At 47.3% G+C, this 15,756-nt stretch carries 9 protein-coding genes; 5 read left to right on the forward strand and 4 right to left on the reverse strand.

Features of this window, described 5'->3' with window-relative positions; genetic code table 11:
* Nucleotides 1–6: 6 nt before the first annotated feature.
* From AC1P5O_RS04720 to AC1P5O_RS04730, 3 genes are all read right to left on the reverse strand, one after another.
* The gene (locus AC1P5O_RS04720; protein WP_005102869.1) at nucleotides 7–684 is read right to left on the reverse strand and encodes a ubiquinone biosynthesis accessory factor UbiJ; all 678 of its coding nucleotides are present in this window, start codon (nucleotides 682–684) and stop codon (nucleotides 7–9) included.
* Between the two features lie 12 nt (nucleotides 685–696).
* Nucleotides 697–1,467, reverse strand: a complete 771-nt coding sequence (ubiE, locus tag AC1P5O_RS04725) for a bifunctional demethylmenaquinone methyltransferase/2-methoxy-6-polyprenyl-1,4-benzoquinol methylase UbiE (RefSeq protein WP_318270391.1) — start codon at nucleotides 1,465–1,467, stop codon at nucleotides 697–699.
* A gap of 320 nt (nucleotides 1,468–1,787) precedes the next feature.
* On the reverse strand, nucleotides 1,788–2,492 hold the full coding sequence (locus tag AC1P5O_RS04730) for a DUF8198 family protein (RefSeq protein WP_004647334.1): 705 nt from the start codon (nucleotides 2,490–2,492) through the stop codon (nucleotides 1,788–1,790).
* A 205-nt stretch (nucleotides 2,493–2,697) separates the two neighbouring features.
* Here AC1P5O_RS04730 and pap point away from each other — a divergent pair, with 205 nt between their 5' ends.
* Nucleotides 2,698–4,116, forward strand: coding sequence for a polyphosphate:AMP phosphotransferase (gene pap / locus AC1P5O_RS04735; protein ID WP_004729341.1), 1,419 nt, complete (start codon nucleotides 2,698–2,700; stop codon nucleotides 4,114–4,116).
* Between the two features lie 54 nt (nucleotides 4,117–4,170).
* Here the strand turns inward: pap and AC1P5O_RS04740 are convergent, their stop codons facing one another.
* Nucleotides 4,171–4,671 (reverse strand): hypothetical protein, encoded by a 501-nt coding sequence (locus AC1P5O_RS04740; protein WP_004278581.1) that lies wholly within the window; start codon nucleotides 4,669–4,671, stop codon nucleotides 4,171–4,173.
* A gap of 177 nt (nucleotides 4,672–4,848) precedes the next feature.
* On the opposite strand from AC1P5O_RS04740, the gene AC1P5O_RS04745 reads away from it, so the two are divergent.
* The 4 genes from AC1P5O_RS04745 to rpsO all read left to right on the forward strand — a co-directional run bounded on the left by AC1P5O_RS04745 (nucleotide 4,849) and on the right by rpsO (nucleotide 15,699).
* Nucleotides 4,849–8,553 (forward strand): exodeoxyribonuclease V subunit gamma, encoded by a 3,705-nt coding sequence (locus AC1P5O_RS04745; protein WP_348941975.1) that lies wholly within the window; start codon nucleotides 4,849–4,851, stop codon nucleotides 8,551–8,553.
* 4 nt (nucleotides 8,554–8,557) lie between these two features.
* Nucleotides 8,558–12,682: a UvrD-helicase domain-containing protein gene (locus AC1P5O_RS04750; RefSeq protein ID WP_262471980.1), complete on the forward strand. Its 4,125-nt coding sequence runs from the start codon at nucleotides 8,558–8,560 to the stop codon at nucleotides 12,680–12,682.
* Between the two features lie 92 nt (nucleotides 12,683–12,774).
* Complete coding sequence (recD, locus tag AC1P5O_RS04755; protein ID WP_499005775.1) at nucleotides 12,775–14,535, forward strand: exodeoxyribonuclease V subunit alpha; 1,761 nt, start codon at nucleotides 12,775–12,777, stop codon at nucleotides 14,533–14,535.
* 894 nt (nucleotides 14,536–15,429) lie between these two features.
* Nucleotides 15,430–15,699, forward strand: coding sequence for a 30S ribosomal protein S15 (gene rpsO, locus AC1P5O_RS04760; protein ID WP_004278577.1), 270 nt, complete (start codon nucleotides 15,430–15,432; stop codon nucleotides 15,697–15,699).
* Nucleotides 15,700–15,756 lie beyond the last annotated feature (57 nt).

Raw genomic sequence — 15,756 nt, forward strand, 5'->3', positions numbered from 1 at the left:
GTGTACCTAGTCTTGAGTAGAATTGTTGGAGGCATCAATTTGAGCCTGAAGCTGATGGATTTTTGCTTCAACCCGATCTAAATTTTGATTCAGGATACGGGTGTCCTGATTCAGGTCATCCATTTGCCAGCGGGGGGCAAACAGACCGCTGTCTTCTTTTAAGGCATCTTCGGCAAAAAATAATTGACTTTGCAGGGTGCGTTTTAGCTGCTTGGGCAGCAGTTGCAATTTACCAATTTCATGTGCCAGTGTCGGGCTAACCCAAGGGCTTAAGTGCGCCGCCAGATCCAGTTCCGCCTGTTGCATGATGCGCTGGATTTCCTGCAATAACTTGTAGTCGCCTTGTAGGGGGATATTACCGACTTCATCGGAAAGCAGCAGCTTGAGTAATTCCACCACATTGCTGACCTGCAAGGTTGCGGTCGCTTCGGTGACTGTCAAGGAACTTGCGTCAAATGGACGTTGTTCAAAGACTGAAGGTGTTTCGGTATGACCGGTTGCCGTTGGTTCCAGACGAACTTTACCTTCATCAAAAAACACATCAACCGAAAGCTGCGGCGAGGCGATTACCACCCGCAGCATTTTACCGGACAGGGCATTCAGCTGGATGCGGGTAATGGCATCCAGATCAATCACATGATGAATCACGCGTTCAATAGCACCGAGTGCCAGAATTGACCACATAGGCAAGGAACCTTAAAGTTTGAAACCGCGGTGAACTGCAACAATCCCGCCAGTCAGGTTGTGATAGTCACAATTCTGGAAGCCGGCATTTTCCATCATGCCTTTCAGGGTGCGCTGGTCCGGATGCATACGAATCGATTCAGCCAGGTATTTATAGCTTTCTGCATCATTGGCAATGATTTTGCCCATGATTGGCAATGCCGTGAACGAATAAAGGTCATACAGCTTAGAGAATGGCTCAAACACTGGTTTAGAAAATTCTAGAACCAGTAAACGGCCACCTGGCTTAAGGACGCGGTACATTGCAGCAAGTGCAGCATCTTTATCGGTCACGTTACGCAGACCAAAAGAAATCGTTAAAAGATCGAAGCTGTTGTCTGCAAATGGTTCTAAGGTTTCGGCATTGGCCAGAACGAAATCGACATTGGTACAGCCCGCATCAATCAGACGGTCACGACCGACATTCAGCATCGATTCGTTAATATCAGACAGTACCACATGACCTGTCGGACCAACTTCACGGCTAAAGACTTTAGCCAAGTCGCCAGTACCACCCGCGATATCCAGCACATGCTGGCCACGGCGTACACCTGACATATTGATTGCAAAACGCTTCCACAGGCGATGAATACCAAAAGACATCAAGTCATTCATGATGTCGTATTTGCTCGCTACAGAGTGGAACACTTCTGCGACTTTCTGGGCTTTTTCTTCGCTGTTTACAGTTTGATAGCCGAAGTGCGTGGTTGAGCCGACGTTACCCGTATTGGCACCGCGTGGCAGATTATATTTGGGCACAGTACCCGTCACAGGCGTGTCAGTCAGACGTTGTTCTAAAGATTGTTGCTGACCTTGCGGGGTGCCTTGTGGAAGGGGTTCAGTTAAGAATGGGCTCACTTTGTCTGTCTGTTGTGCCGACTCGGGGGTAGGGGTAGGCGTTGTATTTTCATTCGACATTGGAGTCACTCCTAACATATCAATCGGGTTAATCTTGCATTGTCTGCATCATGACAGATTCTAAAGGCTTATTCAGCAATCATGATGCAATTGTTATGAATAATATACAGAAAAATTCACGCTTGGCAGAAATACTCATCGGGTATTTACTGAAATGGTAGCGGATCGCCAGAATGTACTTTCTCGATAATCTGGCGTTCGGTGGCAGTGAACGTGCGTACAAATTTTTCTGCCGATTTGAGTGGCTTCATGGCCAGAAAACCATCCTGCATAAATTCATACATTACCTGAAAGTTATATTTATTCGCCGCGCCCTTACACATTTTAAAGGCGGTATAGACCACAAATGAACGCATGTATTTATCCAGACTCATACCGAGCTGATCCAGCAGAGCCAACTGTTTCAGGCGTGCTTCACCCTGATCCAGCTTCAAATAGGTCAGGCGCATCATCTCGTCAGTTAGCGGTTCATGTGGATGATAATCCTGTAATAACTGAATCGCGACCTGTTCATCCAGTTGTACCGCCAGAATAGCCAGCTCTACGCCTGAGGTGCCGGTTTTAATGGCATTTTCCGGAATAACTTTTTCTGCTTTATGCGCATATTTCATCAGCCGGGCAATCTGTTCTGCCAGCGCATCAAAGTCAGCACCGCCGTAGAGACGGTTCAGGAAATATTCGGACATCAACAGGTTTTGTTTTTCAGCAAAATGGGCGCGATGGGTGCGCTGCATGCGGACTTTCTGCCAGGCCTGCACATCCTGTAAACGGCTTAAAATGTCAGGCCGGGTGTGATAAGCCAGTTGATAATAATGCGCTAACAGATCATCGAGTACGGCAAGTTTGGACATGAGGCTTCAATTATGATTGGAGGATGCAAGAATCTTAGAGGCTGCCGGACAATCCTGCTATGACAAATTGAACAGAGATCGGGCATTTGTATGTCAATCTGTTGTTTAAATGGCCAATTTAATCGTGTGAAAAACGTTGCCAGAGCTATTTTTGCGCTGAAACTCCTCGCTATACTGCAAACAGAATAAAAGATCAGGGTTGAAGATGCGTATGGAACAACCACAATTTCAGTTAATGGATGAAGATCAGCTGTCTGTCGAGCTGATTGATGCCCAATATAATTTAAAAAAGACCCGGGGCCAGAAAAATGCCAAAAGTCTGGTGATTCTGGTGAATGGCATTGAACTGGCCGGCAAGGGTGAAGCGGTTAAACAGTTACGTGAATGGGTCGATCCGCGCTATTTGCGTGTGAAAGCCGATAAGCCTCAGCTAGCCGGCCCGAAGCAGACCTTGTGGCAACCTTATGCACGTTTTATTCCTGCCGAAGGCCAGATCATGGTGCTGTTTGGTAACTGGTACAGTGATCTGCTTGGCAGTGCCATGCAAGCTGAAAGCCCGCTGAGTGATGCACAGTTTGATGAATATCTGCAAGAGATGCAGGCCTTTGAACAGGACCTGAAAAATAACCATGTCGATGTGATCAAGGTCTGGTTTGACCTGTCCTGGAAAGTCTTGCAAAAACGTCTGGATGCCATGGATCCGAGTGAAACTCACTGGCATCAACTGCATGGTCTGGACTGGCGCAATCGCAAAGAATATGACACCTTGCAGCGCCTGCGTCAGCGCTTTACCGAGGACTGGTTCATTATTGATGGCGAAGATGAGCAGCAGCGCGACCAGCAATTTGCCCAGTATATCCTGAGTGCCTTGAAACATTGTCCGGATCATCCCGCCAGAGCCAAGGGAAGATGGAAACAGGCCAAGATTCCCGAGCAGTTAAAACATCCTTCCAAGACTCAAGCCCAGCCAGAAGATTACAAACCGGAACTAAAAAAATTAACCGCGAAGGTCGCCAAAGCCATGCGTTCCGATTCGCGTAATGTGGTAATTCTGTTTGAGGGCATGGATGCTGCTGGCAAGGGCGGCGCGATCAAGCGGATTGTCAAAAAACTGGATCCACGTGAATATGAAATTCATACCATTGCCGCACCAGAAAAATATGAGCTGAGCCGTCCTTATTTATGGCGCTTCTGGACCAAGCTGCAAACCGATGATGATATCTGCATTTTTGACCGTTCCTGGTATGGTCGGGTATTGGTAGAACGGGTAGAAGGGTTTTCTAGTCCGGTAGAATGGCAGCGAGCTTATGCGGAAATTAACCGTTTTGAACAGAGCCTGGTCAAGCATCAAACGGTGATTGTGAAAATCTGGCTGGCCATTTCTAAAGAGGAACAGGCAGCACGGTTCAAGGCGCGTGAAGATACACCGCATAAGCGTTTTAAAATTACTGAAGAAGACTGGCGTAACCGGGAGCGCTGGGACGATTATCTGAAAGCGGCAGCCGATATGTTTGAACATACTTCGACCGAGGAAGCGCCTTGGCACATTATCGCGTCTGATGATAAACATACCGCACGGGTCGAAGTATTAAAGGCTATTTTAAAACAGCTTCAGGCAGAATAATCTGCCTGAAGTAAGAGTATCTAGAGGGCTGCAAAAATTCAGCTCACCCGGATTTTAACCTTGCGCCACCTGTTTTTGCTGGATATTTTTAGCTGCACGGTAGCATTCCTCTACATGTGCTTCAGCAATCTTTTTCATGACAAAATAGCCCAGACTTGCCGCCACCAGTTGGCCGCCCAGCGGAATGAATTTTGTGACTTGCTTTGTGATCACTTTCGCTGCAACATTGTTCAAAGATTTTTTAACTGCCGTACGTGCGACCACCAGACCAGAAAATTCTACGCCGCGTTTACGCAACTCATTCCAGTGCACCTGACGGGTTTTTGGATCATAGACACTGATCTGGTCAGGCGCCAGGCCGAAGCGGGCATTGATCTCGGGAATCAATTGCGACAAGATACCGATATCAATGACCACGTCCATAAACGGCACTGGAATAACCGCAGCACCGGCAGAATAATAGGCGCGTTTTTTGGTGAGTTCCAGGCACTCGGCGCGGATTTGTTCTAAATCTAGGCTCGGATCGAGACGTTCAGGAATTTTATCTAATTTCATGGGCACTACCTAAGCTCTATGTTGTTTTTTTCTATTCAAGCATCTTTAAGATGCTTTTTTCAAAGAAATTTTTCGACTGAAGTGTGGTTTTAAAGTGTCATAGAGCGCTCGGGATGTATAGTAAATAATCTTTATCGTTTTGTAGTAAAAACCACATTCAGCAGTTCAGGGGAACCAATGGCCATTCATGTTATTCAGAGTCAACGTATTGATGTGCTTTTGGATAGTATGCTGCGTATTGTCAACCAGACTGCCCGGAATCCATTTGAGGTGTTACAAACCCGGCACTTTATTGTGCCATCTCCGGCAGTAGAAACTTGGCTGACCCAGAAAATTGCCGAGAAAAAAGGCATTAGCGCCAATACCCAGTTTCATCACCGGATTCGCGCCTTTCAATGGACTTCCTATCAGTGGGTATTGAATGCGCCTAAAGAAGTGGAGCAGGTCCGTGAAGCCAATATTCCGCGCATTATCATCAAATGGCGCGTGTTTCAGGCGCTACGAAAATGCATTCTGCCTGAACAGATTCCTTTAGACGTCGATCATCCGCTGTATTCTATTGTGAAGCGGATTTATGACAGTGCTGACCGGCTGGAGCAGGGTACAGAGAAGCAGCTGAAAAAACAGAGCATGCTGTACTGGGTAGCCGAGCAGGTGTCGCGTTTGTTTAGCCATTATATGGATTATCGCGGTTATTGCGCGCGTAACTGTCCTCCAAACAACTGTGGTTGTCCGAGTAACTGGTTAGAGTCCTGGGGGCAGGATATTGCGCTCGATATCGAGCAAATGATCTATAGCCCCAAAGATGAAAATGGTCATGAGATGCAGGTGGCGGATTTTGTCAAGATTCAGGCGCGTGAACTGGAAGCTTGGCAACGCTGGTTGTGGCAGCATGTATTTCAGGATGATTATGCCAAAATCCTGGAGATTGAACGCCTGTATTGGGAGCGGCTGGAGAATGCAGAAACCCGCGCCCAGGCTCTAAAACGACTACCGGCCCAGATTGTGGTATTTAGCCTGCTGGAACTGCCACCCAGCCAGCTGGATTTTTTACGCCGTTTGGGGCAATACATTGATATCTATATTTTTCACTTCAACCCCTCGCAGGAATACTGGGCCGACAGTGTCGATCCGGACTGGAAAGCCAGGTTTGATTTGCAGCGGGAAGAGCGCTTTATTCAGCGTTTTGAAAAGACCCGTCAACGTAAACCGAATGATGCGGAAATAAAAGACTTCAGGATCAAGCAGCTGAACTTTAATGCCGAAGACCGGGAATCGCGGCATCCGCTCCTGACCCGATTCGGCAAGCAGGCACGGGATCATTTTTCTCTACTCTCTAAACTGTCTTCGGGGGAAGAGGGTCTCTGGGCCGATGTCTTTGTCGATGAATATCAGGACAGGCTGCTGGCCAAAATCCAGTCGGATATCCTGTATTTGCTCGAGCCTGAACAGCATCAATATGCTTTAAGCCCTGACGATGATTCGGTACAGATTCATGTCTGTCATTCTTCATTACGTCAGCTGGAAGTCCTTAAAGAACAGCTGATTCACTGGCTGGCTCAAGATACGAATGACGTGCCGCGTCAGCCTAGTGATATTCTGGTGCTGACGCCAAGTCTGAAAGAACTCGAACCGGCAATTCGCAGTGTCTTTGCCCCGCCACCGCGTGAGCGCGAGACTGGTAGCAAACGCTTGCAGAAAGATAACCTGTATTTACCGATCCAGATTGCCGGGGTATCACGTCTGGATGTCAGCAATGCCTGGCGCGCGGTACTGGGCCGGATTCAGTGGGTACGGCGCCGTTTCAGTATTGAGGACTTTGCCGACTGGCTTAGCCTGAATGCGACCCAGCAACGTTATGGTCTGGACTATAGTCAGGTAGAACGGATGTTGCAGTTGCTGACAGATGCTGGCTTCAAGCGTGGATTGGACCAGCAGCATTTACAGCAAAGTCTGAGCGCAGGCGATGAGGATTACCGGTTTAGCTTTAAATTCGCGCTGGACCGTCTGGCGTTGGGTCTGGCGATTCCTGAACATACCCTGTTTCAGGACACCTTGAGTTATGCCAAGGTTCTGACCAGTGATTTTCCCTTGATATCCACCCTGATCCGGATTTATCAGGATCTGGTAGAGCGCCGTGACTGGCTGACTTTGCATGAAACCGGACAGCGCACGCCAGTCAAAACCTGGCTGGAATATCTGCGCGCCGATCTGAACGAGTTCCGTGATGCTGGCGTGGAATCGCTCAAAACCGTTGCCGAGATTATCGACAAGCAAATGCGGATGCTGACCTTGGCCGATTATCATGACCAGGATGATCCGCATGCCAGTCAGGAACTGGTGGCACTCAGTCTGCCTCTGCCTTATGTGCTGGAAGAAATTCAGAATACCCTGGAGATGCAGCTGGATCAGGCCGAACCGACCGGACAGATTACTTTTAGCCAGATTGGTCAGATCCGGCCATTGCCTTATAAACTGGTGGTGATGCTGAATCTGGATAGCGGTAAATTTCCGAGCCGTAATCAACAGGTTCCGTTTGACCTGATGCGCAGCCTGAAGCCGCAACTCGGTGACCGTTCCCGTCTGGATGACGAGCAGGGCGCTTTTCTGGATGCCTTGCTGCTGGCACAGGAAAATCTATGGCTGTTCTATAATGGCTTTGATCTGGAGGATGGTGAGGCTCGCGATCCATCCACTGCCTTGCAGGAACTGGTTCAGCATATCGCGCTGATCTGCCAGTCTGAACAGCCGGATGCCGAAATCGATCCGATGGTGGATATTCATGGTCTGTCAGTCGCTCAACATATTCGGCAGCTTTATCATGTGCATCCCTTGCAGCCTTTTGATCCGGCCGGATTCGCAGATATGCAGACACCGCGCTATCAGGATCAGTGGTTTGCAGTAGCAGAGTATATTCGTAGTGCCGAAGGCAAGCGCAGCAGCTGGATCAATGCACATTATCCGGCACTAGAACAAAAAGAAATCCGGGTACTCAAAGGCGATGAATGGATCCGCGATATGATTTTCCCGGCACGTCTATTCCTGAAAAGTGTCGGGGTTTCCACGATTCGCTATGCCGATTTGCCGAGTTCCCGGGAACCCCTATTACTGAACAAGCTGGAACAGTATCAGGTACGGGATTTCCTGTTGCAACAAGAGCAGGAGATTGAGCCGAACCTGATGCTAGACCGTTTGCCAGTGGGCAAAACCCAGCAAGCCACCTGGCTGGGCAGCCAGCAGGAACAGCAGTTATTGCAAGAACGTTTGCTGCAGTTGGGTAAAGAACTGACGCCAGTTACCCAGCAATCCTGGCAGTTCAGTCCTGAACTGATCATTCATATTAACGTGCCTCAGGTTCCAAACAGCAGCTACTGGCTGAGTATGCAATCCTCTTCGGCCTCGGAAAAACGCCGTGCCCAGATCTGGCTGGAGTATCTGCTGTGGCTGGCTTACTTAAATGATGATGCACGCTCTCCAGAACTGGAGCGCATTGTCATTTTCAGTAATAAAACCCTGAAGTTTTCTGGCTTGAGTTCGAGCAAGGCACATGAGTATTTGCAGCTCTGGTTAAAGGCATGGAAAATTGGTCAACAGCAGCCGCTGGTCTTGCCGGCAGAATTACTGATGAAAAAAGAATGGCAGTGGGCCGAGAATGAACAGGGCAAGATGACCATTGTGGAAATGCCGGAATTGCTAAAGGCTTGGAACAACAGCTATGAGAGTGCCAAACCTTTGGCTTCGGATGAATCCAGTCTGCTGCATCAGGACTGGCAATTTATTTTGCAGGATCAGGATCCGGATCTGGCCTTGCAAAATTGCTGCCATGATTTTGCTCATGGCCTGTATGCGCCGATTCATCAACATCTGGAGTGGGTGAAATAGCCGTATGACTTTCTTAAAGCAGCAGATGCAAAAAGCCATTTCCACCAATCCGATTCAAGACATGAAATTCCGTGGCCTACACTGGATTGAAGCCTCGGCAGGAACCGGCAAGACCTATACGCTCTCCAGTCTGATGGTGCGGATTTTTCTGGACCAGTATTATCCGCATCAGGTGATTGCGACGACATTTACCCGTAAGGCCACGGCTGAACTGAAAAACCGGGTACGGCTTCGCATCGAGGAAACGCTGGCTTATATCCAGCGTCATCAGCAGCTCAATTCAGTTGAAATCACAGCAAAAATCCAGAATGAAACCGATCCTTTATTTCAGCAGGTACTGAAAGATTATGGTTCACGGCTGGATTATGCCCGTCGCCGTTTACGTCTGGTGCTGAACCAGCTGGATGAACTGTTTGTTGGCACCCTGGACAGCTTTAGCCAGAAACTGTTACGTGAATTTGCATTTGAAAGTGGCAAGATTGAACGTGCAGAACTGACCGAAGATCAGGATATTTATATCCAGCAGCTGATTCATGATGTGCTGCGTGACTGGATCCAGCAGCAGCCGCAATACATGGTTAATCATCTGTATGTTCAGAATCTACTGAAACCGGTGGAGCATTATACCGGGCTGGTGCGTGATGCCTTGAATTTCAGCAAGCAGTATTTCCGCAAGATCGAACCGGCTGAATGTGACCTGAACAAATTGGAAGCCTGCATCAGTCAATTAGTGAATATTCAGGAGCATGATCTTGCCGTCATGCGGCGTTATTGTCAGGAAAGTCCGAAGTATTTTCACAAGAGTTTTTTGACCAAATTAACCGAAATTTGTGAAAATTTTATGACCTGGTGTGCTGCCCTGAAAACTCAAGGAACAATGAGTTTCTTTGATGCTGAATTGCAGCCGATTATACTGAATCTATGCCATTTGCGTCGCAAGAAAACCGATTTCCAGCCGAACACTCAGGTCTTTAACAAAAGCTGTCCGGATGCAGAGCAGCAGCTGATTTTGCAACATAGTCTGATCGTAGCAATTGATGTGCTGTGCGAGGTCAAACAATATCTGGATGAGCAGCTGCAACAGCTTACGACCTATCTGGAATTTCATATTATTCAAAGTGTGCAGACTCGTTTGCCACAAACCTTGCAGCAGCAGGGTGAAACCACTTTTTCCCAGCAAATCCGTACATTGGCAGAAGCATTGCAAGGCCAGCAGGGACAGCGTTTTGCCCAGTTTGTGCAGGCACGTTATCCGCTGATTCTGGTCGATGAATTTCAGGACACCAATCAGGATCAGGATGATCTGCTGGCCAAGATCTGGCGTGATGCCAACCGGGTGCAGTCCGGCTGCATGATTATGGTCGGCGATCCGAAACAGGCAATTTACGGTTTCCGCGGTGGCGACATGCTGACGTATAACAAGGCACACGCTGACGTACGTCACAAGCAGGGTCGTGAATATACCCTGATGCAGAACCATCGTTCAGTCAAACCGCTCGTAGAAGTGGTTGATGCACTGTTCCAGCGGCAAATGGATTTTGGCGAACAGGTGCAGTACACCCTGATTCAGGCCGGTAGTCGCCCGCATCCAGATCTGGTCGATATGGGCAGTATCAACCCGCAGCCCTTACGATGGATTCAGCTAGGTGAATCGGACCTGGAAGCAGATCAGGTGGCCTGGAAAATCCGTGCATTGCTGAATCAGTCTGCCCAGCAGCAACTGTACTTTCAGCAGCAAGAGCATCAGCAAAGCCTGAGCGCAGATGATATCGCCGTACTGGGGTTTGGCCATTTTGCGCTGGAACAGGTGAAGCAGCGTCTGCAGCGTATGGGCATTCCCTGCTATAAAGAATCCAAACAGAGCGTGTTTGCCAGTCCAATCGCTCAGGATGTCGCGGCAGTATTGACGGCGATCATGGATCCTTTCAATGAGGCCAAGGTCAAGCGGGCCTTGCTGACTCGTCTGTTGGGCTTCAATCTGAAAAAACTGATCGAATTACAGGAGCAGAGTGAAGGCCTCAGTCGCTATATTGCGGATCTGGATATAATTCGGGAAATGTGGTTTGAGAAAGGCTTTTTGACCGCCTGGAATTATGCACTGAATCTGTTTCAGGTCTGGACCAATCTGGTGGCCAGTCAAAGTCTGGACAATGAGCGGGTAGTGGTCAATCTACGCCATCTGACCGAGATGCTGAGCCAGCAGAGTGAATATTATCAGGGGGCGCAAAAACTCTATCACTGGTATTTGCGCCAGCTTCAGTCACCTTCAGGCAAGGACAGCGAAAAAGAACGCAAGCTGTCTGGGGATCATGGGGTGCAGCTGATGACCATTCATGCCTCCAAAGGGCTGGAATTTAAAGTGGTGTTTTTATTGGGAGCAGATGCTGCTTTTGATGTGCATAAAGGCAATCTGAATTTTTCCCTGTCTGCGCCTGAACAGGACAACATTCTGGAACAATCCCGGGTGATTGCAGTGAATCACAAGAATTTACATGAGCAGGCGATTCTGCAGAATGCAGCGCGTAATGCTGCCGAAAACCACCGACTCTGGTATGTGGCGCTGACCCGTGCCAGTCACCGGGTATATGCCATGCTGCAGGACCAGAACGCACAGTCTGATTCCGGGCTGGCCTTCTGGCGTGGTCAGGGAGATCAACTGTTTCAACATGCTTTAAGTCTGGTCGAGCCGCCTCTGTCTCAGGAGCCACCGCGCCTGGTCGAGCAGTCGAACCATCATCAGGTCGACATGCGGGCGCAACCTTTGCCAGAGCGGCAGTTTTATCCGCGAACCAAAACCAGTTTTACGGCTTTGTCACAGCATCAGCTACATGGACATATCTTGCAGGACGATCTGGTCACGGCTTATGAACAGCCCGACAGTGCTGCCGATGAAATTCATTTTACCGGTCTGGAAGAACAGCCAGCAGCTGTGCCCCTAGACTGGATTAGGCTGAATTTTCCTAAAGGCACCGTAGCCGGAACATTCTTGCACAGCATTTTTGAACATATTGATTTTCAGGACAGCAGTTACTGGAATCTGGAAATCCGGCGCCGTTTTAAAAATACCGCACCGCAAATCTGGCAGGAACTGAAAGAAAAATTTGAACAGGCTTTTCATATACGTAGTGTACTAGAACAGGCTTTTTCCCTGCATTATCAGGCCGCTGTGGTGAATCTGCGAACCCTGTTTCAGGCCACAGCTCAGGCAGATTTCAAAGCCGAGGAATTGCGTCATAGTATGCAGCGCGTATTGTCCAGCCTGAACTATAAGTTATTGACCGGAATTCGCCTGCATGACCAAAGTGAAGTTTATCGCCAGCAATGGCAGCAGATGTTTCACTCGGCACAACAGCTCGAGCGTTCAGCTCTGCTGGAATTTTTAAGTCAGTTTAGGGTGTATTTTGATGGGCTGGAGGATGACTCCTTTATCCAGTTTTTTGAACAGGAAGTGGCCCAGCTCACACGCTCTGCAAGCACTGAATCGCTGAATGTGGACAGTATTTTCCAGACTGCTTTTGATGGCTTGTTGGACGAGATTACAGAAGATATTTTGCTGAACCTGATGCATGACTGGGTACATGACATTCTGGCCACTCCGATTCAGGTAGATTTTGCTTTGGCGCAGCTGGAGGCTAAACAGTATCTGTCAGAATTTCCTTTTTATCTGTCCTTGACCGATGCCCCTTTGCAGATTCGGCAAATCCATCAGCTTTTTCTCGGACATGACATAGTCATGAGCGATTTTAATGAGGCCAAATCGGCGCGATATCTGACCGGTTCCATCGATCTGGTGTATTTCGATGGCCAGCGCTACCATATTGCCGATTATAAAAGTAACTTCCTCGGCCCTGATCAGCAGCACTATAGTGCTGAGGCGATTCAGCAGAATATGAGCCAGTCCAGTTACTGGTTGCAGGCCGCTTTGTATCTGGTGGCGCTGCATCGTTATCTGAGTGCCAATATGCAGGGTTATTCGATCACACAGCATCTGGGCGGCGCAACCTATTTGTATTTGCGCGGGATGAATGGACAGGTCCAGCAAGGGGCTTATCATTGGCAACCGAGCCTGGAATTCATAGAAAAACTGGATCAAATACTGGGCTATTTTGATCAGAAAAAATCAGCATGATTTTGCAGTTTTATAATATATATAGAGATTAAACAGAAAATTATCCTGTGGATAACTTTGAGGATAACTGTGTGGAAAATGAGCAGAATCACGTGTCGCAGCAAGACTCCAATTTAATGGCCTGGATTGACTATTTGTGTCAGCCGCCGTTTAGTACGGCTACATTTGATCCGGCAGCAAAATTCTTGATTCAGCAACTGCTTGAGGCGATACAGGCAGGGGATAGCTGTATCGAAGTTGATCCTCAGCAGGTTGCCCTATTACATAATCTGGTTCTAGATCGCCGTCAGCAAAGTACAGGAATTGCACCATTTATTTGTGCAGATCAGCATTTATATCTGTACCGCTATTGGCAACTGGAACAGGCAGTAGCCTCACATATTGCTCGGATTAAAGCCCAACCGGTTGCCGCTATTGATTTATCCGAACGTGATCGCAATTTATTGTCAGATCCACAGCAAAAATTGGCACTGGAAATGGTTGCGCGGCAGGCGCTGAATATTATTAGCGGCGGTCCGGGTACCGGTAAAACCTATACCTTGGCGCATATGATTGCGGTCCTGCATGAAGCCTTGCCAAATATCCGGATTGCCATGGCAGCACCTACCGGAAAGGCCGCACAGCGCATGAAAGAAGCACTGCAAAAAGCCTTGCACAGTGAAGCGTTACAACAGTTTGAGCTAGAACAATTAAAACAGTTACAACCGGTCACCCTGCATCGCTTATTGGGTCTGGGCACTCGCGGACAGCCACGCTTTCATGCCAAGCAGCCTCTGCCTTATGATGTGATCGTGGTCGACGAAGCCTCGATGCTGGATTTAAACCTGTCACAGATGTTACTGGCCTCCGTACCGTCTCATGCACGGCTGATTTTACTCGGTGATGCAGATCAGCTGGCCTCTGTGGATGTGGGAACGGTACTGGCAGATTTACAGCAAGTAGCGACTCTGGAAGATAACCGGGTCAATTTAATCACCACGCGGCGTTTTGCGCCTGGAGCCAGGATTGGCGCAATGGCGGAGTTTATCCAGCAGAATCATCAGCCTTCTCACGTCTTGCAGAAATTTGAGCAGCAGATTGTGGCAGCCAGTGAGTTACAGGCGATCGATTTGGATCAGGTGAAGATCGACCAGTTGCAGTTACAATACCTGCTCGCTGGTGCCGAACAGACCGCGCATAATTTGAATCAGTATTATGACCAGCTGATGTATGGTTATCAGGCTTATGTACAGGCCATAAAAACAGAACGAAACTCAGCTGATTTTGAACACTATGTGCAACAGGTGGTCAAAACTTTTGATGATTACCGTATTTTAACGGCAATCCGTTCTGGTGATCTGGGGCTGCTCAAGATCAATCTACAGATTGAACAACGTTTTTTAGCAGCCCAAGGTCAGTTGAAACAGGGCGACTGGTATGTCGGACGACCCGTCATGATGAGCTATAACGACTATCAGTTGGGCCTGTCCAATGGTGATATTGGTATCTGTTTTTTACGTGAGCAATCTGGTCAACGTCAGTTTGAAGTGTATTTCCCGAGTCTGGAAAAATGGGTATTAGCCACCCGTTTACCTAAAAGTATTGAAACCGCTTTTGCGCTGACCATTCATAAATCTCAAGGTTCAGAATTTTCCCATACGGCAGTGGTGCTGGATCAATATGCAAAAAATTTATTGAGCAAAGAGTTGATTTATACTGCAATTACTCGAGCCAAAAAAGTGGTCAGTTTATTGGTAGATTATGATGCTTTTACACAAGCACTTTGTGTTAAAACTACCCGGAAAAGTGGTTTGAGCCAAAAAATCATTGAACAATCTAGTAATTTAATTGGCAAAAATAATCAAATCTTGTAGGTAAAAGCTTACAAGGATTCAGGAAATTGACGCATAGAGCTTTTGCTCGGTTTTTGAGAAGATTGGTTCTACAAAATAACTCAACACGGAAAGTTGAGCATAATCGCATAATGATAATAATAATGTCGGTAGACAGCGAACTTACAGTGAAGTAAGTGAAAGAGGAAACTTACAGCCGCTAAGCCTTGTAGTTTTGGGAGAGACTACAAGGCTTTTTTATATCCTGATTTTTTTATAGGAAGCTTGCTGGATTTTTATCCTAATTTCTTAGCAAAAATTTTCAGCCCTAGCCAGTAAACTTAAGTAAATAGCGTTAAATAAAACGAGAGCTGTGTAACATTATGCAAATTTTCACCCTGTGATGTACGAAATGGCTTACAGCAAAATGAGGCAAATACCTCTAGTTGTCTGGTGGGAATATGGCAAAATCTACCACACAAGGAAGATGATTTTTCAACAGGATGTTTGAAAATAATAATAAGCGTAAAACGCCATAATAATACAATAAATAATAATGATAAGAGAAAGAACTACAGCGCCAAAAAGCCCGAGTTTACTCGGGCTTTTTTTTATCCATTTTCTATGGGGAGTAGCTGAAGATTCAAGCGAGCTAAAGGGTTTGCGGGCTTTTCAAAGGAGTTTCTATATTTAATTTATTCTGGATTTATTTCATTAAAATAATGCAAAACCTGAATCTTTAAGGAACAAGAGTCATCGGATCTGAGCTGTATCAATGAGCAACCAAAACCATGCAAAAATCTGGATCTATTTTTGCAATTTGATGCGTTTTCCCTTAAAATATGCAACTTGCTGTAGTGATGCACGGCAGTCAAGGTTTTGAATTCTCATCACTTTGATTTTTATCAAAATATACAAGCATCTCGGAGAAATCGAATGGCTTTAACTAACGCAGATCGCGCAGAGATCATGGCTAAATTCGCTCGCGCTGAAAACGACACTGGTTCACCAGAAGTTCAAGTAGCTCTTTTAACTGCTCAAATCAATGACTTACAAGGTCACTTCAAAGAGCACAAACACGACCACCATAGCCGTCGCGGTCTAATCCGTATGGTTAACCAACGTCGTAAGCTACTTGACTACCTTAACGGTAAAGACCACGGTCGTTATGTAGCATTGATCGGTGCTTTAGGTTTACGTCGTTAATTCGATTTAAACTTTATTTTCGGGTGTATTGCATGCTTTGTGCTGTATTACTGAAAA

The organism is Prolinoborus fasciculus, from assembly GCF_056724605.1.